Source organism: Bradyrhizobium sp. HKCCYLS3077 (genome assembly GCF_051167555.1).
Classification (GTDB): Bacteria; Pseudomonadota; Alphaproteobacteria; order Rhizobiales; family Xanthobacteraceae; genus Bradyrhizobium.
The window spans coordinates 15,100-33,326 of record NZ_JBNPTH010000013.1 but is presented as its reverse complement, the minus strand read 5'-3'; the positions used below and the strand labels follow the sequence as shown (position 1 = coordinate 33,326).

The window sequence follows — 18,227 nt, the reverse complement described above, 5'->3', positions numbered from 1 at the left end:
TCCTGCTCTTCTTCTGCTTTGCAACAATCGCCAAAGCCATATTCCGTGACGTGACGCTTGTCACGCCCCACCTCGGACCGAACAGCAGCCTCGCGACGCAAGACCCGTCCGGGCGGCCCCGTCAAACTCCGCGCTTGCCCAGCGCTCCCGGGCAGGATGTAATCGCGCCAAACATCGCCGGACAGAAGAATCCGGCTCTCAGGGAGACGTCCATGCACGGGACCGCCAAACCGGCCGAGGCACACCGGCACGCCAGCGCCGCCGAGCACGCGATCGACGCAGCCACACGCCGTGCGGCATCCTTGCCGCTAACCGACTTCGATCCCGGCGATCCCGAGCTGTTCCGCACCGACACGCATTGGCCATACTTCGACCGGCTGCGGCGCGAGGACCCGGTGCACTACTGCAAGGACTCGATGTTCGGTCCTTACTGGTCGATCACCCGCTACGACGACATCATGGAGATCGAGACCAACCACGCGGTGTTCTCGTCGGCCTCAGCGCTCGGCGGCATCACCATCCGCGACGTGCCGCCCGACCTGCGCCGCGAGAGCTTCATCGCGATGGACCCGCCGCGCCACGCCGCCCAGCGCAAGACCGTGGCGCCGATGTTCACGCCGACGCATCTCGACGAGCTCGCGATCAACATCCGCAAGCGCTCGGCCGAATGCCTCGACAACCTGCCCGTCGGCGAGGTGTTCGACTGGGTCGACCGCGTCTCGATCGAGCTGACGACACAGATGCTGGCGGTGCTGTTCGACTTCCCCTGGGAGGACCGCCGCAAGCTGACGCGGTGGTCCGACATCGCGACCACGCTGCCGGGCCCCGGTGGACTGGTCGCGACCGAGGACGAGCGGCAGGCCGAGCTGATGGACTGCGCGCGCTACTTCGCCCGGCTGTGGCAGCAGCGGCAGAACCAGCCGCCGAAGAGCGATCTTCTGTCGATGATGGCGCACAGCGAAGCGACGCGCGACATGGACCCGAAGAACTTCCTCGGCAATCTCGTGCTCCTGATCGTCGGCGGCAACGACACCACGCGCAACACGATGTCCGGCAGCATCTACGCGCTGAGCCAGAACCCGGATCAGTATCGCAAGCTCAAGGACAATCCGGCGCTGCTCGACAGCTTCGTGCCGGAGGTGATCCGCTGGCAGACCCCGCTGGCGCATATGCGCCGCACCGCGCTTGATGACATCGAGTTCCGCGGCAAGCAGATCAAAAAGGGCGACAAGGTCGTGATGTGGTACGTCTCGGGCAATCGCGACGAAGCGGCGATCGAGCGTCCCTACGACTTCATCATCGACCGTGCCCGCCCCCGGACGCATCTGTCGTTCGGCTTCGGCATCCACCGCTGCGTCGGCCTGCGGCTCGCCGAACTGCAGCTCAAGATCATCTGGGAGGAAATCCTGAAGCGCTTCGATCATATCGACGTGATGGACGAGCCGAAGCGCGTCTATTCGAGCTTCGTGAAGGGCTATGAGACATTGCCGGTGAGGATTGCGGCGTAGGTTGTATTTGATGACGAATCGGGTCCGGCACGAACGATCTCGTAGGGTGGGCAAAGGCGGTCGCGCCTCGCGCGAACGCCGTGCCCACCATATCGCGACTGGCGCGAAAGACGGTGGGCACGCTTCGCTTTGCCCACCCTACGATCCTATCCACGCGTTGCGTCATTGCGAGGAGCCGAAGGCGACGAAGCAATCCAGACTTTCTTCCTGGCCCTGGATTGCTTCGCTTCGCTCGCAATGACGGAGACCACCCATACTTCGTGAATTGTCGAGAATGAATCGACCTTTGAAGAAGGACCACCCCATGACCGCCCAGGCCGCGCTTCGTTCCGACCCTGCCGATCTGCTGCGCGAGGCGCGGCTAGAGGCCTATGCGACGCCGATCGAGGACTTCCATCCGGGCGCGCCCCGCCTGTTCCAGAACGACACGCTGTGGCCGTGGTTCGAGCGGCTGCGCAAGGAAGCGCCGGTGCATTACTGCACCAAGGCGCCGATCGAGCCGTATTGGTCGGTGACGCGCTATCACGACATCATGCATGTCGACACCAGCCACGCGATCTTCTCCTCGGATGTCAGCAATGGCGGCATCATGATCCGCGACGTGCCGCCCGGCTATGAATGGCCGAGCTTCATCGCGATGGACGAGCCCCGCCATGGCGAGCAGCGCAAGACGGTGCAGCCGATGTTCACGCCGGAGCATCTCGACGAGATGGCAGTGCTGATCCGGCAGCGCTCGGCCAAGGTGCTGGACTCCCTGCCGCGCAACGAGACCTTCAACTGGGTCGAGAAGGTGTCGATCGAGCTGACGACGCAGATGCTCGCGACGCTGTTCGACTTCCCGTTCGAGGAACGGCGCAAGCTGACGCGCTGGTCGGATGTCTCCACGGCTTTGCCAAAGAGCGGCATCGTCTCCTCGGAGGAGGAGCGCCGGCGCGAGCTCGCGGATTGCGCCGAGACCTTCGGCCGGATGTGGAAGGAACGCCAGGCCAATCCCGGGCGCGACCTGATTTCGATGATGGCGCACAGCGAGGCGACGCGGCAGATGACGCCGGACAATCTGATGGGCAATCTGATCCTGCTCATCGTCGGCGGCAACGACACCACACGCAACACCATGACCGCGTCGGTGCTGGCGCTGCACGAGAACCCGGCCGAGTATCAGAAGCTGCGCGACAACCCGGCGCTGATCGACACCATGGTGCCCGAGGTGATCCGCTGGCAGACGCCGCTCGCGCATATGCGGCGCACCGCGCTGGTCGACACCGAACTGGGCGGCCAGAAGATCAGGAAGGGCGACCGCGTCGTGATGTGGTACGTCTCGGGCAACCGCGACGGCGAGGTGATCGAGAATCCCGACGCCTTCATCATCGACCGCAAGCGGCCGCGCATCCACCTCTCCTTCGGCTTCGGCATCCACCGCTGCGTCGGCATGCGCCTGGCCGAACTGCAGCTGCGCATCGTCTGGCAGGAGATCCTCAAGCGCTTCGACCGCATCGAGGTCGTAGGCCCGCCGAAGCGCGTCTATTCCAGCTTCGTCCGCGGCTACGAGAGCCTGCCGGTGCGAATCCCGGGGTGAGGACTTTCAACCCTCACCCTGAGGGCCCGCCCATAGGCGGGCGTCTCGAAGGGCGAGGCCCGACACCTCGGCCTCATGGTTCGAGACGCGCCGCCATCAAGACTGTTGTCTTGGCCGGCTTTCTCCCGCGGCGCTCCTCACCATGAGGATCTGGCACCCAAGTGGGTCCTATATCGACCATGGACAAGCAAGGAAGCTGTTTCATGTAGAGATGGAAGGAGTATCGGCGCGGCGATGTCGGTGCGCTCCCTCTCCCCGTTCTTCACGGGGAGAGGTTTGGGGTGAGGGGCGGCCACGAGCACCAGACATGCGGAGAGCCCCCCTCACCCGGTGCATCTCCGATGCAATCCGGCCTCTCCCCGCACGCGGGGAGAGGCTGGCAGCGAGCGTCGCGCCCGCCAGTCCCCACACATGAGCATCAGCCGCGTGTTCTTGGAGAGGTTTGAGAGTTCCGTATCTTCGGATGACCGTCCCCTCATGGTGAGGAGCCGCGCAGCGGCGTCTCGAACCATGAGGCCCCGCAACTGCCTATAAGAATCCGGCATGGCGGGGTGAACGAGATTCAATGGGCCTCGCTCGCCGTTTGTGGCTAAATCAACCGCTGCACCATCGGTGCGCATATTCCGCAGGACGCCATGGCCGCTTCCGACACGCCGACGACAGCTCCAGACTGGCCGCTCGCCATCTACCAGGCGCTGAAGGCGGCCGACGTCCGGCAGCTCTGCTACGTGCCCGATGCCGGCCATTCCCGCCTCATCCGCCTCGCGCATGACGATCCCGCGATCTCCACCACCGTCTTGACCACCGAGGAGGAAGGCGTCGCGCTGTCGGCCGGCGCCTGGCTCGGCGGCCAGCGCGCGGTGCTCTTGATGCAGTCGAGCGGCGTCGGCAATTGCGTCAACATGCTGTCGCTGCTGGCGAGCTGCCGGTTCCCGTTCCTCACCTTCGTCACGATGCGGGGCGAATGGGCCGAGTTCAATCCGTGGCAGGTGCCGATGGGCAAGGCGACGCAGGCGGCGTTCGAGATCATGGGTGTCACCGTGTTCCGGCTGGAGCATCCCGAGGATGCCGGCGAGATGGCGGCCGCAGCCGCAAAGCTTGCCTTCGACAGCGACCAGCCGATCGCGGTGCTAATCTCACAGCGCATGATCGGCGCCAAGAAGTGGACGGAGGGCAAGTGATGAGATCAGCGCTCGACCGTCGCGCCGCCGTGCAGGCGCTGCTGAGAGATCGCGGCGACCTGCTGGTCGTCAGCGGCCTCGGCTCATCGTCCTACGATTTGTTCGCCGCCGGCGATCACGACGCCAACTTCTATCTATGGGGCGCGATGGGTGGCGCCGTCATGATCGGCCTCGGGCTTGCGCTGGCGCAGCCGTCGCGGCCGGTCGCGGTCATCACCGGCGACGGCGAGCAATGGATGGGCCTCGGCAGCCTCGCGACATCGGCGGCGAAGAAGCCCACCAATCTCTCAGTCGTCGTGCTCGACAACGCGCATTTCGGCGAAACGGGAATGCAGACGAGCCATTCCGGCCTCGGCGCCAATCTCGAGCTGATCGCGTCGGGTGCCGGCTTCCCATCGGTGCACACGATCGCGGATCACGCGGCGCTCGACGCCTTCAGGCCGAAGCTGCACGATCGCGCCGGACCCCACTTTGCCCGCATCGTGATCTCCACCGATCACGTCGACCGCGCGTTGCCGCCGCGCGACGGCGTGTTCCTGAAGAACCGTTTTCGCGGCCATCTCGGCTATCCCGTCAGCTAGAGCATGGATGCACGCTTCATCCCCATACCGCGGCAGGGAAGACTGCCCGCAACGCTGGCATGCCAGGCTTGCCAAGCGCCGCACGCTTCGTCATAGGCTATTAGCAACAAACCCAGGGAGACCACAGGCAGCGTGACAGCGGCCTGGGGAACAAGGACATGACAGACCAGCATCAGCACGACGACTACGCCGACATCCGCGACGCGGTGGCCAAGCTCTGCGCCCAGTTCCCCGGCGAATATTGGCGCAAGCTCGATCGCGAGATGGCCTACCCGTCCGCCTTCGTCGACGCGCTGACGCAGGCGGGCTATCTCTCCGTGCTGATTCCCGAGGAATATGGCGGCGCCGGGCTGAAGCTGTCGGCCGCGGCCGCGATCCTCGAGGAGATCCAGCGCGCCGGCGGCAATGGCGGCGGCTGCCACGCGCAGATGTACACGATGGGCACGGTGCTGCGCCACGGCTCGCCCGAGCAGAAGGCGAAGTGGCTGCCGAAGGTCGCGAGCGGCGAGTTGCGGCTGCAGGCGTTCGGCGTCACCGAGCCCACCTCCGGCACCGACACCACCTCGCTGAAGACGGTCGCCAAGCGCGATGGCGACAGCTACGTCGTCAACGGCCAGAAGATCTGGACCAGCCGCGCCGAATATTCCGACCTGATGCTGCTGCTCGCGCGCACCACGCCGAAGGACCAGGTGCAGAAGCGCACCGATGGCCTGTCGGTGTTTCTCGTCGACATGCGCGAGGCTAAGAAGGCCGGGCTCACCATTCGCCCGATCCGGACGATGATGAACCACGCCACCACGGAGGTGTTCTTCACCGACATGCGCGTGCCGGCGGAGAATTTGATCGGCGAGGAAGGCAAGGGTTTTCGCTACATCCTCTCCGGCATGAATGCCGAGCGCATCCTGATCGCGGCCGAATGCGTCGGCGACGCCAAATGGTTCATCGCCAAGGCCACCAACTACGCCAAGGAGCGCGTCGTGTTCGGCCGTCCGATCGGGCAAAATCAAGGCATCCAGTTCCCGATCGCCAAGGCCTATGCCTCGATGCGCGCCGCCGAGCTGATGGTGAAGGAAGCGACCCGCAAATACGAGGCCGGGCAGGACTGCGGCGCCGAGGCCAACATGGCCAAGATGCTCGCGGCCGACGCCTCGTTCGAGGCGGCCAATGCCTGCATCCAGACCCATGGCGGCTTCGGCTTCGCCGAGGAGTACGACGTCGAGCGCAAGTTCCGCGAGACGCGGCTGTACCAGGTGGCGCCGATCTCGACCAATCTCATCCTGTCCTACGTCGCCGAGCACGTGCTCGGCATGCCCAGGTCGTACTAGCAATGTCGCGGCCGCCCCAGAGCTCGTGGCCATCCTTCGAGACGCCCGCCTCCGGCGGGCTCCTCAGGATGAGGACTTCGGGCGCAGCGAAAATCTCAACCCTCATGGTGAGGAGCGCCGCCCTTGCGGCGCGTCTCGAACCATGAGGCCCCAACTCTCGAGTTCAAACCATGCTTCCGCTTGAAGGGATCACCGTCGTCGCCGTCGAACAGGCGGTGGCTGCGCCGTTCTGCTCGTCGCGCCTGGCGGATGCCGGCGCCCATGTCATCAAGATCGAACGGCCCGAGGGCGATTTCGCCCGGGGCTATGACGCCGCCGCCAAGGGGCAGAGCAGCTATTTCGTCTGGCTCAACCGCGGCAAGGATTCGCGCATCGTCGATCTGTCGAAGCCCGAAGGCCGCGCCGAGCTGGAGCAACTCATCGCCGGCGCCGACGTGCTGTTGCAGAACCTCAAGCCCGGCTCGATGGACAAGCTCGGCTTCGCCCGCGAGCGGCTGCGCAAGGACTATCCGAAGCTGATTTGCTGCACCATCACGGGCTATGGCGACACCGGTCCCTATGCCGACCGCAAGGCCTATGATCTCTTGATCCAGGCCGAGAGCGGGCTCGCCTCGATCACCGGCGGCCCCGAAGGCCCGTCGCGCGTCGGCATGTCGATCGTCGACGTCGCCACCGGCGCCACCGCGCACGCGGCGATCCTGGAGGCGCTGATCAAGCGCGGCCGCACCGGCGAGGGCGCCGACATCCGGATCTCGATGTTCGACGTGATGGCCGACTGGCTCACGGTGCCCCTGCTCAATGCGGAGTCCGGCAATGCACCGAAGCGCATCGGCCTCGCCCATCCCTCGATCGCGCCCTATGGCGTGTTCACCTCGAAGGACGGCAAGGACATCCTGATCTCGATCCAGAGCGAGCGCGAGTGGAAGACCTTGTGCGCCAAGGTGCTGGAGCAGCCCGGCCTGCCGGATGACCCACGCTTCGCCAACATGGTCGAGCGCGTCCGCAACCGCGCCTTGACCGACCAGATCGTCGCCGATCGCTTCGCGGCGCTGTCGCGCGACGAGTTGCTGACAAAACTCGCCGCGGCCGACATCGCCTTTGCCGAGGTCAACAGCATGGCGGACCTCGCAACACATCCGCATCTGCGGCGCATCGAGGTCGACACGCCGAACGGCGTCGTCTCCTACCCGGCGCCGGCGGCGATCGTGGTCGGCGATAACAGATCATATGGCGCCGTACCCGCGATCGGCGAAGCGGCGTCACCCCACCCGAAAAAGGGATGATCATGACGGAGCCCCTCGATCTCGATCACCTCAAGCAATGGGTCGGCCGCAGCGCCGAGGCCGCCGACATCGTCACCGCGCAGCTCACCAAGGGCCTGCGCGCGACCTTGTTCCAGGACATCGGCGAGCCTGCGACCGGCGATATCGCGCCCTACACGGTGCACTGGTGCCTGGGCCAGCCGGTGTTTCCGCATGACCAGCTCGGCCCCGACGGCCATCCCACGCGAGGCGGCTTCCTGCCGCCGGTGCCGCTGCCGCGGCGGATGTGGGCCGGCGGCGAGGTTCAGTTCATCGATCCGCTGCGCGTCGGCGATCTCGCGACGCGCGTCTCGACCATCACGGATGTCAGCCTGAAGAGCGGCTCGACCGGGCAGCTCTGCTTCGTCGCCGTCGAGCATGTCGTGTCGACGCCACGCGGTGTCGCGATCCGCGAGCGCCAGGACATCGTCTATCGCGACATGGGCGGCAGCCAGCCTGCGCCCGCGAAGGCGCCGCCGCCTCCGCCGGTCGCGCAGCACAGCGAGAGCCATGTTTCCGATCCCGTGCTGCTGTTTCGTTACTCCGCGCTGACCTTCAACGGCCACCGCATCCATTACGATCGCGACTACGTCACCAAGGTCGAGGGCTATCCGGGCCTCGTCTTCCACGGACCCTTGCAGGCCGCGCTGCTGGTCGAGTTCGCGGCGAAGCTGAAGGGCAAGCCGCCCGCCAAGTTCGCCTATCGCGGCGTGCAGCCGCTGTTCGAAGGCGGCGAGTTCTCGGTGAACGCCAATGACAAGGACGGCGGCCTGGAGCTGTGGACCGCCAACGCCGAGCGCCAGCCGACCATGAAGGGCACCGCGACGTGGTGATATAAGCTCTCGTCATTGCGAGCGAAGCGACGCAATCCAGAGTCCCGCGGTGGCTCTGGATTGCTTCGTCGCTTCGCTCCTCGCAATGACGGCAATCCGAGGAAACGCCTTTGGCCAAGACAACGAAAACAACAACCAAGCCCGTCACCGTCAAGCAGGCCACCTTCGAGCTGCTGCGCGCCTTCGGCATCAACAAGGTCTTCGGCAATCCCGGCTCGACCGAGCTGCCGTTCCTGAGCGACTGGCCCGACGACATCGACTACGTGCTCGGCCTGCAGGAGGCCTCCGTGGTCGGCATGGCCGATGGCTATGCCCAGGCGACGCGCAATGCCGGCTTCGTCAACCTGCATTCGGCCGCCGGCGTCGGCAACGCGCTCGGCAACATCTACACCGCGCATCGTAACCAGACGCCGCTGGTCATCACCGCCGGCCAGCAGGCGCGCTCGATCCTGCCGCTGCAGGCGTTCCTCTATGCCGAGCGCCCGAGCGAATTCCCGCGCCCTTACGTCAAATACAGCGTCGAGCCGGCGCGGCCCGAGGACGTGCCGGCAGCCATCGCCCGCGCCTACTACACCGCGATGCAGCCGCCCTGCGGCCCGACCTTCGTCTCGATCCCGATCGATGACTGGATGCATCCGGCGCAGCCGGTTGCAGCACGCAAGGTCAGCCGCGAGCTCGGCCCTGACCGCGCCGCGATGGAGGAGCTGGTCGCAGCGCTCACGGCTGCGAAGAATCCCGCCCTCGTCGTCGGCCCCGGCATCGACCGCGCGGCCTGCGTCGATCTGATGGTTCAGGTCGTGGAGAAGGCGAAAGCCAGCGTCTGGGTCAGCCCGTTCTCGGCGCGCTGCTCATTCCCCGAGCGCCATCCGCAATTCCAGGGTTTTCTGCACGCCTCGCCCGGACAATTGTCGGACGCGCTGAAGCCGCACGACCTCGTTGTCGTGATCGGCGCGCCGGTGTTCACCTTCCACGTCGAAGGCCACGCCGCGATCTTCGACGGCGCCACCTCGCTCTATCAGATCACCGATGATGCCGAGGGCGCGGCCGTGCCGCCGATCGGCACCAGCATCATCGCGACGATGCGCCCTGCGCTGTCGCTGCTGCTCGAGCTGCTGCCGGAGACCAAACGCGCGGCGCCGAAGGGCCGCGTGCTGCCGGAGGTGCCGAAGCCGGCCGATCCCATTCCCGTCGACTATCTGCTGCACACGCTGTCGCAAGCCCTGCCGGCTCATGCTGCACTCGTCGAAGAGATCCCCTCGCATCGGCCTGTGATGCACAAATACATGCCGATGCCGGGCGCGGATTCGTTCTACACGATGGCGAGCGGCGGCCTCGGCTACAGCCTGCCGGCCGCGGTCGGCATGGCGCTGGGACGGCCCAAGGATCGCACCATCTGCCTGATCGGCGACGGCTCGGCGATGTATTCGCTGCAGGCGCTGTGGACCGCGGCACAGCGCAAGCTGCCGGTGACCGTCGTGGTCATCAACAATTCCGGCTACGGCGCGATGCGCTCGTTCAGCCAGGTCATGCAGGTGCGCAACGTGCCCGGGCTGGAGCTGCCCGGCCTCGATTTCGTCAAGCTCGCCGAGGGCTTGGGCTGCGATGCCGTGCGCATCAGCCGCGCCGCCGATCTGCCGGCTGCGCTCGCGCGCGGCCTGGCGCATGACGGCACCAGCCTCGTCGAGGTGATGGTCGACTCCGCCGTGCCGCTGCTCTACGCGCCAAAGGGCTGAACGCGCCAAAGAGCTGAGCCGCTGTTCGTCCACCGGACGCCATGTCAATCCCAGGGGATGCGACCATGCGCCGCATCTTTTAGGGCGACAGCAAGACCTGCCGCCGAATGCTCACGCCCCCGCCGCAACGGTGCAACCGGCAGTTACAGCCGCAAGCGATTGTTTCGAAAGCTTTCTGCGCCCCTGCGCCATCCCGTCGCAGCCACTCCGCCGCAAACATCGCGAAATCCTGCCCTTTGCTGGCAAGCAGACGCCTTGCTGCGTGCAAGGTCCGACCATTCTGCAAGCCAAAATCATTATCAGAAGGTTCCACCATCCAATCCAGCGTACCCATGGAGTTGAGCTGATGGCGGACAAGAAGACCTTTCAAACGGCGACATCGAGAACCGACCTCTATCGGCACGTCAGCGCGCTTGCCCTCATGTCCGCGCTCGCGATGGCGGCCATGCCGCATCAGGCGAACGCGCAGGCCGTGACCACCGCGCTCGCCACCTCGGCCACCACCAACGCCGCCGCGAAGGCCGCCCAGGACGCGGCTGCCAAGGCCGCCGCGAAGGCGGCGCAGGATGCTGCTGCCAAGGCGGCAGCCAATGCCGCAGCGAAAGCCGCGCAGGATGCCGCCGCCAAGGCAACAGCCGCCGCCGCCGCGAAGGCCGCGCAGGACGCCGCGGCCAAGGCGGCCGCCAAGGCCGCCGCTGATGCTGCCGCGAAGGCGGCTGCCAACGCCGCCGCGAAGGCTGCGACCACCGCGGCCACGGCTGCGGCGAGCAGCGCTGCCAAGACCGCGGCGACCGCTGCTGCGACCACGACCACCGGCACCGCGGCGGCCAAGCCCACCACCGTCGCCACCGCCGCGACGCCGACCCCGGTCGCCAAGCCGGCCGCGGCCACGGCTGCGGCGACGACCACCGGCACGGCCAAGGCCGCCGCCGCGGCCCCCGCCACCTCCACGGCGGCCGCCGCCAAGCCGGCTGCGACCACCACCGTGGCCGTCGCCAAGGCCGCGGCTGCACCTGCCGCCGCCGCAACGCCGGCCAAGGCCGCCGCCGCCGCGGGTGCCGCGAACAATGACGCGGTCGCCAAGGCCAATGCCGCCGCCGCGGCCGCCGCTCAGGCTGCCGCCAAGGCCGAGGCCCAGGTCGCCGCCGACCGCCAGGCGATCAACGTCGCGCGCCAGGCCGAGCAGAACGCCAAGGGCGCCGCGATCGAGGCCCAGGAGCAGTCCGAGAAGAACCCGACCGCCGCCAACAAGGCCGCCGCCGCTGCGGCTGCCGCCAAACTGACCACCGCCTCGGCCGCGCTGCAGGCCGCCTTCCAGAAGCTCGACAAGGACATCGACGTCTCCAACGAGGCCAAGGAAGCCGCCAACGCCGCCAAGGACACCGCACGCGAGACGGCGGAAGCTGCGGCCAAGGCCGGTCAGGCCGCCGGCAACGCTGGCAATGGCGGCAACGCCAACAATGGTGGCAATGCCAACAATGGCGGCGGCGCCGCGGCCGGCAATGGCAACAACAATAACAACAACCAGCAGAACCAGGAGGCGCAGGAAGCCGCCGAGCAGGCCGCACTCCAGGCCGCGTTGAAGACCGGCGAGCAGGCGCGCGCGGTCGCCCAGCAGAAGACCCAGGCGGCCAACGCCGCCGCGTCGGCGAACCAGAAGGCGGTCGAGGCCGCGCTGAACCAGAAGATCGGCGCGATCGATGCGACGGTCGAGGCGGCCGAGCAGAAGGTCAATGCCGACCGTCAGGCCCTGGAGCAGGCCCGCCAGGCCGCGCAACAGGCCAAGCAGGACGCGCAGGAGGCCGCCGAGGTGCTCGAGCGCGCCAACAACGCGGCCAACCAAGCGGCTCTCGCGGCCGCCCAGGCCAAGGCGCAGACCACCGCCAACGCGTTCAACGCCGCCAACAACCAGCTGAACGCGGACAACCAGGCGCTGAGCCAGGCGCGCGTCACCGGCGAGCAGCAGGAGGGGGCACTGCGGGAGGCAGCCGAGAAGCAGATCCAGGCCGGCTACGCCGCCGCGCAGCAGGCGACCCAGGCCGCCTGGGCCGAGGCGCAGAAGATCGGCAACGCAGCGCTCGCCGCGCTCGAGCAGTAAGGCCGCTGCACACCGCGCCGCCGATGACTGTCGGGCGGCGCGGTCACGACAACAAGAACACGGCCAGTACCAGCCGCATGCCGAACTGGCCGGGGATCACGGTCACGCGGCGGGAGTTGACCTCACCCCGCCGCGTGATGCGCCCCGGCTCCCCATCCGCCCCGGCATGCCCGTGCCTTCGCGCCCCGCTCCCCGGCGGGGCTTTTTTTGCGTGGGTGGGATGAAGCGCGGAAGTTGTCGCTGCACACTGGCTACGCGGACGACCTCGCTCCTCACCCTGAGGAGCGCGCCGCAGGCGGGCGTCTCGAAGGGCGAGGCCCGGCTGTGGCCTCATGGTTCGAGACGGCGCTGCGCGCCTCCTCACCATGAGGGTCGAGTACGGAGATCGGCGCCGCGTGGAGCGGCACGCCTCGCGTCCCGCTGCGCCTCAGTACTGCACCCGCACCCCGACGACGCCGACCACGGCCATGAAGTTGTTCAGCGCCGCGTTGGAGCGCGTCCACTCCGTGCGCACCTCGCTCTTGAGCTGCACGTTGCGGTTCAGCTTGTAGACGCCGCCCGCGGCGAGAAACATGCGCTGGTCGACGCGGCCGATGCCGACGAACTGGTCCTGGCCATAGCCGCCGCGCAGCGAGCCGATCAGCCAGGGCTCGAACTGATGATCCATCTGCAGGATCACGTCGCGCGACAGGATGCCGGAGACGTTCACGGCCGGCGTCTCCGACGCCTGCGAGCGCGCCACCAGCACGAAGGTCGTCGTATCGGTCGCGGCCCAGGCCAAGGTCGCATCCGCGATCACGCCGCTGATATTGGGCATCATGGGCGAGTCCATGCGACGGGTGAGATAGCCGACCGAGGCCTCGCCGGTCACCGAGCCCATGTTGACGACCGCGCCGGCGCGTCCGGCGATGCCGGTGGAGTCGCGGCGCTGGCCGTTGAAGTCGACCTGCAGATCATGGTTGCGCCGGTCGAAGCTCATGTCGATGAAAGGCGAGATGTTCGGCGTCAGCACATAGGTGACGCGCACCTGTGCGCCCGGCTGGGTAAAGTTGCGATCCTGCGTCCGCAGCGGCACGTTGGCGGTGATCAGCGCATCGTTGAACACGACGCGATCGGCCGATCCCTTGAACGCGATCTCGGCTGGGCCGATCTTCTGCAGCACGCCGGCACTGCCGCCGAAGGTCGTCGCGCGCGGCAGCTTGACGGCGCCGGGAAGCGCCAGCGCATCGTTGACGAAGCGCGCCTCGCCGGTCAGCGCCGTTCCCTCGATGACATCGTAGCGTCCCTGCGCGCGCGCCTCGAACGTCGGATGGCTGAGCGAGCGGACGTTGGTGTCCTCGATATAGGCGCCGCGAAAATCGGCGTTGAGCTGATGGCGCTCCCATTGCGAGCGCACCGCGACTTCAGTCGCGACGATCGCCACCGGCGATCCGGCCCCGCCGTTACGCCGGGTCGGATTGGTGTCATAGCCGGCCTGGATTTCGACCGCCGGCTTCACCAGGAACGAGCCGATCGTCACGCCTGTCGGATCATAGGGCTTCGCCTCCGCCGCCACCGGCTGCGGCTTCACGGTGTCGAGATTGCGCTCGGGCAGGACGTCACGATTGCGCAGCACCGGCACAGGCTGGGCCGCAGCGACCGTGGTTTCGGGCGCCGCAGTCGCGGCCGCAATCTGCTTCGGCGCCGGTGGCGCGGTGGGCGCTGCGGTGCGGGTGGCCGGCAGCGTGGCCGCCCCGACCGTGCCACGCGCCGGCCGGAAGGTTGCAGGCCCGAACGCGAAGCTGCCGGCCGGCGCATCCCTGCCCGGCGCAGCCAGCGATGGCGCCCCCGCCTCGCGCATGGGACGCAGCAGCGCGCTGATGCCGCGCGGATCCTGGCGCATCATGAGAATGCGGCTGTCGGTCGCGATCCGCGGAACGTTGTAGTAGATGCTGCGCGCGGTGACGTGACGGAAGAACAGGCGATCGGCGCGTCCCGGCACGACGTCGGTCGGCTTCGTCTTGACGGTCTGCTGCGCGGAGGCCGGGTCAGCCACCATCACCGCCAGAAGCAGCACCTCGACGAAGGCGAGCGTGACCCCGCGCTGGGATCGCGTCACCATGAGCCGCTTCGTCCGCACCGCGAACGCGCCGGTCTTGTGAGGTGAATGAGCTTGCAAAGCAAAACCGGGGATATGCCGAAAAATGCGTGAACGTCAGGTCAGGGCGCCGTCGCGACGACACGCAGCGCTTCCGCGACGAGTTCCCCTTCCCTTGGAAATAATCGGCAAAGCTCGGCGGAAGTTTTGCCGCGCTGGGGAGATTTCATGCGAGATTGAGAAGCGCACGCAATCGGTTTCGGCGGCGGCCGGGTCGCAAGTTGAACGCTCTTCGAACGAACGCACCCATTCGGGCGACCGCTCGCGCGGAGATCGGGTCGAGCCGCATCTGGTCGACCGCCACCCTCGCCGTGTTCGCATGCCGCCGGATGATCGGCGGACTCGTGAGCCTCAGGCTGCCAGAAATCCGCCATCCGCGGCCAAGACGTGGCCGACGACGTAGGACGATGCATCCGACAATAGCCACAGCACGGCCTCGGCGATGTCCTCCGGCTGCCCCATCCGGCGCAACGGCAGCCCGGCAGCGACCGTCGCCATGTCACCGACACCGGCGCGCAGCATCATGTCGGTGACGACGCGTCCCGGCGCGATCGCATTGATCCGGACGCCACGCGGCCCCGCCTCCATCGCAGCCGAGCGGGTCAGGGAAATGACGGCGGCCTTCGACGCCGAATAGAGCGCGAGCCCGGCATTCGGATTGCGCACCCCGCTCACCGAGGCGTTGATCACGATGCGGCCCTGTCCGCGGACATACATGGCTGCAAGCTGCGCACGCAGGCACAGAAACACCGATCGCACATTGGTGCCGAACACGTCCTCATAGACGTCGTCGCCCTGTTGCTCGATCGGCGCCCGGCGCTCCTGAAACCCGGCATTGTTGAAGGCCGCATCCAACCTGCCGTAGCGATCCAGCACGGTTTGCACCAGGTCTGCCACGTCGTCTGTGCGTGTCACGTCGGTTCTCACGGCAAGCACCTCGCAACCGAGCGCCCGGCATTGCGACGCCGTGTCCTCGAGCTCTGCCTCGCGGCGGCCGGCGATGATCACGGCCTCCGCCCCTTCGGCCGCCAGCTTCAGGGCGGCGGCGCGGCCGATGCCGGAGCCGCCTCCGGTGACGAGGCAGACCTGTCCCTGCATGCGCGAGGCCGTGGGCGTTCCGAGCTGCGCCGCGAGCCGTGTATCACCCATGTCGCACCCTCCGGAGGCAGACCGCCGGCGACGCTCCGTTGCGTCGGCTATTTGTTGTATGCTACAACTATTGGACAGGAGTCAAGATGCCTGAGCCGGACCTCACTCTCGTCGACGACATCCGCGCCGCCTCGCGCCTGATGGTGCGCGAGCTCGGCTTCATGGACGCCACGCTGGCCGCCACCGAACATCCGCCGTCGGCCGTCCACACCATCCTGGAGATCGGCCTGCGCGGCCCGTTGACGGCGATGCAGATCGGCGCCGCGCTGCATCTGGAAAAATCCAGCGTCAGCCGCATGGTCCGCAAGCTGATCGATGCTGGCGAATTGCAAGAGACGGTCGATCCCGGCGATGCCCGCAGCAAGCCGCTCTGCCTCACCGCCAAGGGGCGAAAAACGTTGGCCTCGCTGCATGCGTTCGGCCGGCAGCAGGTCCGCGGAGCACTGTTGTCACTGTCGACATCCGAACGGCGAACGGTCCGCGACGGCCTGCTCCTTTACGCGCGCGCGCTCGAAGCCCGGCGCGCTGCGGATGCAGACATGCCATCGCCGGGCTGACCGTGCACGAGGGGCAGATGACGCAAGGGGGCCATGACGAAACTGCCCGTCGTGTTGAATTGTCGCATCTTGCGGCCTTGTCACGTCGGGCAAATCAGGACGATTCTTCCGCGCATCCCGTCTCACTCGAAGGGGCGTTGCGCGCGATCGTCACGACACGCGAGGCAGGGATGCGATGGCCGCGGTCTGCCGCAGCGTGTCCTCGGATGCGCCGACGAACGGTGGGACTGCGGACGTGAAGTCGCAGCGTCCTGACACCCCGATGCTGGTGTCCCGCGCGATGCGCAAGCATCGTTGCGAATGGTGGCCAACACAAGCCCGGCGCACCAGGGAGACTGCGTATAAGCGTTAAGACCGTCGCGCAGGGAATGCCGGGTCGATCCGGCTGCACCTGTGGTACCTGCCGCCTGCATTTTTTCCGCAGGCGGGCCATGGGTGAGGCCATCACCCGGCATTCCCTGCGCCCTTCGAATAGTTGAGGGGCAAGTCGATTGCACAGCTCGGGCGTCATACGCCGCGGGGATGCGGAGTCACGTCAAGTTGCCTGGATATACCGCGCCTCCCTCCACGCCGTCATTGCGAGCGAAGCGAAGCAATCCCGAGTCCCACGCTCAGCCCTGGATTGCTTCGCTCGCAATGACGGAGACGCCAATGAACAAGCAGCTACTTCCCGAACTCCTCGCGCATCCTCGCCTGGATCTTCGCCATGCCGCCGAGCCAGCGGTCGTAGTTCTCGGTCTTCTTGCGCATGTAGCCGAGCACCTGGGGATGCGGCAGGATCAGGAAGCTCTCTTCGGCGAGACCCTTCAGCACCTCCTGCGCGACCTGCTCCGGCGAAAGATCGCCGTCGCCGGATTGCGGGCCCTTGGGGATCGAGCGCAGCATGTCGGTGTCGACGCCCTGCGGGCACAGGATCGAGACCTTGATGTTGTCGGCCTTGTGCGAGATCGCGAGGTTCTCGGCGAAGCCGACCGCGGCGTGCTTGGTGGTCGAGTAAGGCGCGCTGCCGACCTGCGACAGCAGGCCGGCGGCCGAGATCGTGTTCAGAAAATATCCGCCACCCCGCGCCTTGTAGCGCGGGATCAGATGCCGCGCTGCCCAGACATGGGCCATGACGTGGATCGCCCAGCTCCGCGCCCACGGCTCGTCGGAGGTGCCGCCGACATTCACCGACAGCGGATCGAAGCCACCGCCGATGCCGGCATTGGAACAGAACAGCGCAATCGGTCCGAACTGCCGCTCGGTCTCTTCGATGACATGCTTGATGTCGGCTTCCTGGGAAACGTCGCATTTGAACGCCGCGCCGCCGATGCTCTCAGCAACGGCCTTGGCACCGGCCTCGTCGAGGTCGGCCACGATCACCTTGGCCGCCCCGGCGCCGGCAAAAGCCTCGCACAGCGCCTTGCCGATGCCGCGGGCTCCGCCGGTGACCACCACAATATTTCCGGTCACCTGCATGCAAAGCCCTCCTCGTGAAATTTTCTATGTCAGAACCAGGTCCAGAACGGCCGTATAATGAAAGCCGGCGCCCAGCAACACGAAACCATGCCAGATCGCGTTCTGGAAACGCAAGCGCCGCCAGGAATGGAAGATGACGCCGAGGCTGTAGAGAATGCCGCCGGTGAGCACGCAGGCCAGCACCGAGGTCGGCATCACCGTGATCACCCGGTCGTACATCATGATGCCGCTCCAGCCGAGCGCCAGATACAGCCCGATCGACAGCGCATCGAAGCGGCCGGGCCAGCGCAGCTTGAGCACGATGCCGAAGATGGCGACGCCCCAGACGCCGAGCAGCAGCACCGACGAGAACAGCGTGTCCTTCAACGCGGCGATGAACGGCGTGTAGGTCGCGGCGATCAGCACGTAGATGGCGGAATGATCGAACCGACGCAGCACCCATTTGGTCGGCGACACCGGCCAGAGATTATAGGTCGCCGACAAGGTCAGCATCGACAGCAGGCCCGCGACATAGATCGACACCACGACGATGTCGACGGCGCTGGCATAAATCGAGGTCAGCACCACGAGGACGGTCGCCGCGACCAGGCCCGCCGCGATGCCGACAATATGCACGACGCCGTCGGCGATGATCTCGACCTTGTCGTAATTCCACCGCATCGCCCCGGTGGCGGCGTGGACGGAGGTGGATGCGAACTGCTTCAGTTGAAATACGGTCATCTCAGAACCTGGCGCTGGCTGGCCGGCACAACTGGCCACAGGGGACAATTGTGCCGCAATGATTATGGTT

Annotated in this window: 14 protein-coding genes; 10 read left to right on the top strand and 4 right to left on the bottom strand. The window is 66.8% G+C overall.

Annotated elements, in window-relative coordinates:
- The first annotated feature begins 212 nt into the window (after positions 1-212).
- From ACQR0Z_RS34325 to ACQR0Z_RS34285, 9 genes are all read left to right on the top strand, one after another.
- Positions 213-1,508, top strand: a complete 1,296-nt coding sequence (locus ACQR0Z_RS34325) for a cytochrome P450 (protein ID WP_434921597.1) — start codon at positions 213-215, stop codon at positions 1,506-1,508.
- A 304-nt stretch (positions 1,509-1,812) separates the two neighbouring features.
- Positions 1,813-3,084 (top strand): cytochrome P450, encoded by a 1,272-nt coding sequence (locus ACQR0Z_RS34320; protein WP_434921596.1) that lies wholly within the window; start codon positions 1,813-1,815, stop codon positions 3,082-3,084.
- A gap of 635 nt (positions 3,085-3,719) precedes the next feature.
- A complete protein-coding gene (locus ACQR0Z_RS34315) occupies positions 3,720-4,265 on the top strand; it encodes a phosphonopyruvate decarboxylase (RefSeq protein ID WP_434921595.1) in 546 nt (181 codons plus the stop codon).
- Complete coding sequence (locus ACQR0Z_RS34310) at positions 4,265-4,846, top strand: thiamine pyrophosphate-dependent enzyme (RefSeq protein WP_434921594.1); 582 nt, start codon at positions 4,265-4,267, stop codon at positions 4,844-4,846. The genes ACQR0Z_RS34315 and ACQR0Z_RS34310 overlap by 1 nt, the downstream gene beginning before the upstream one ends.
- A gap of 158 nt (positions 4,847-5,004) precedes the next feature.
- Positions 5,005-6,171 carry an acyl-CoA dehydrogenase family protein gene (locus ACQR0Z_RS34305; protein ID WP_434921593.1) on the top strand — a complete coding sequence of 389 codons (1,167 nt, stop codon included), beginning with the start codon at positions 5,005-5,007 and terminating at the stop codon, positions 6,169-6,171.
- Positions 6,172-6,341: 170 nt separating this feature from the next.
- Positions 6,342-7,454 carry a CaiB/BaiF CoA transferase family protein gene (locus tag ACQR0Z_RS34300; protein ID WP_434921592.1) on the top strand — a complete coding sequence of 371 codons (1,113 nt, stop codon included), beginning with the start codon at positions 6,342-6,344 and terminating at the stop codon, positions 7,452-7,454.
- 2 nt (positions 7,455-7,456) lie between these two features.
- Positions 7,457-8,305 (top strand): FAS1-like dehydratase domain-containing protein, encoded by an 849-nt coding sequence (locus ACQR0Z_RS34295; RefSeq protein ID WP_434921591.1) that lies wholly within the window; start codon positions 7,457-7,459, stop codon positions 8,303-8,305.
- Positions 8,306-8,415: 110 nt separating this feature from the next.
- Entirely contained in the window at positions 8,416-10,038 is a 1,623-nt protein-coding gene (gene mdlC / locus ACQR0Z_RS34290; RefSeq protein WP_434921590.1) for a benzoylformate decarboxylase, read from the top strand.
- A gap of 346 nt (positions 10,039-10,384) precedes the next feature.
- Positions 10,385-12,136, top strand: a complete 1,752-nt coding sequence (locus tag ACQR0Z_RS34285; protein ID WP_434921589.1) for a hypothetical protein — start codon at positions 10,385-10,387, stop codon at positions 12,134-12,136.
- Between the two features lie 427 nt (positions 12,137-12,563).
- On the opposite strand, the gene ACQR0Z_RS34280 is transcribed toward ACQR0Z_RS34285, so the two are convergent.
- Together ACQR0Z_RS34280 and ACQR0Z_RS34275 are read right to left on the bottom strand one after the other, a co-directional pair.
- Positions 12,564-14,237, bottom strand: a complete 1,674-nt coding sequence (locus ACQR0Z_RS34280) for an outer membrane beta-barrel protein (RefSeq protein WP_434921588.1) — start codon at positions 14,235-14,237, stop codon at positions 12,564-12,566.
- Between the two features lie 387 nt (positions 14,238-14,624).
- Positions 14,625-15,422: an SDR family NAD(P)-dependent oxidoreductase gene (locus ACQR0Z_RS34275; protein ID WP_434921587.1), complete on the bottom strand. Its 798-nt coding sequence runs from the start codon at positions 15,420-15,422 to the stop codon at positions 14,625-14,627.
- A gap of 86 nt (positions 15,423-15,508) precedes the next feature.
- Here ACQR0Z_RS34275 and ACQR0Z_RS34270 point away from each other — a divergent pair, with 86 nt between their 5' ends.
- On the top strand, positions 15,509-15,979 hold the full coding sequence (locus tag ACQR0Z_RS34270) for a MarR family winged helix-turn-helix transcriptional regulator (protein ID WP_434878480.1): 471 nt from the start codon (positions 15,509-15,511) through the stop codon (positions 15,977-15,979).
- 663 nt (positions 15,980-16,642) lie between these two features.
- On the opposite strand, the gene ACQR0Z_RS34265 is transcribed toward ACQR0Z_RS34270, so the two are convergent.
- Complete coding sequence (locus ACQR0Z_RS34265; RefSeq protein ID WP_434921586.1) at positions 16,643-17,437, bottom strand: SDR family oxidoreductase; 795 nt, start codon at positions 17,435-17,437, stop codon at positions 16,643-16,645.
- Positions 17,438-17,461: 24 nt separating this feature from the next.
- Positions 17,462-18,157, bottom strand: coding sequence for a PAQR family membrane homeostasis protein TrhA (gene trhA / locus ACQR0Z_RS34260; RefSeq protein ID WP_434860023.1), 696 nt, complete (start codon positions 18,155-18,157; stop codon positions 17,462-17,464).
- Positions 18,158-18,227: the final 70 nt, after the last annotated feature.

Bases quoted from the DNA above. Each gene is read 5' to 3' on its own strand.
- ACQR0Z_RS34325 (WP_434921597.1), top strand. From the start codon at position 213: ATGCACGGGACCGCCAAACCGGCCGAGGCACACCGGCACGCCAGCGCC.
- ACQR0Z_RS34320 (WP_434921596.1), top strand. From the start codon at position 1,813: ATGACCGCCCAGGCCGCGCTTCGTTCCGACCCTGCCGATCTGCTGCGC.
- ACQR0Z_RS34315 (WP_434921595.1), top strand. From the start codon at position 3,720: ATGGCCGCTTCCGACACGCCGACGACAGCTCCAGACTGGCCGCTCGCC.
- ACQR0Z_RS34310 (WP_434921594.1), top strand. From the start codon at position 4,265: ATGAGATCAGCGCTCGACCGTCGCGCCGCCGTGCAGGCGCTGCTGAGA.
- ACQR0Z_RS34305 (WP_434921593.1), top strand. From the start codon at position 5,005: ATGACAGACCAGCATCAGCACGACGACTACGCCGACATCCGCGACGCG.
- ACQR0Z_RS34300 (WP_434921592.1), top strand. From the start codon at position 6,342: ATGCTTCCGCTTGAAGGGATCACCGTCGTCGCCGTCGAACAGGCGGTG.
- ACQR0Z_RS34295 (WP_434921591.1), top strand. From the start codon at position 7,457: ATGACGGAGCCCCTCGATCTCGATCACCTCAAGCAATGGGTCGGCCGC.
- ACQR0Z_RS34285 (WP_434921589.1), top strand. From the start codon at position 10,385: ATGGCGGACAAGAAGACCTTTCAAACGGCGACATCGAGAACCGACCTC.
- ACQR0Z_RS34280 (WP_434921588.1), bottom strand. From the start codon at position 14,237: ATGGTGACGCGATCCCAGCGCGGGGTCACGCTCGCCTTCGTCGAGGTG.
- ACQR0Z_RS34275 (WP_434921587.1), bottom strand. From the start codon at position 15,422: ATGGGTGATACACGGCTCGCGGCGCAGCTCGGAACGCCCACGGCCTCG.
- ACQR0Z_RS34270 (WP_434878480.1), top strand. From the start codon at position 15,509: ATGCCTGAGCCGGACCTCACTCTCGTCGACGACATCCGCGCCGCCTCG.
- ACQR0Z_RS34265 (WP_434921586.1), bottom strand. From the start codon at position 17,437: ATGCAGGTGACCGGAAATATTGTGGTGGTCACCGGCGGAGCCCGCGGC.
- trhA (WP_434860023.1), bottom strand. From the start codon at position 18,157: ATGACCGTATTTCAACTGAAGCAGTTCGCATCCACCTCCGTCCACGCC.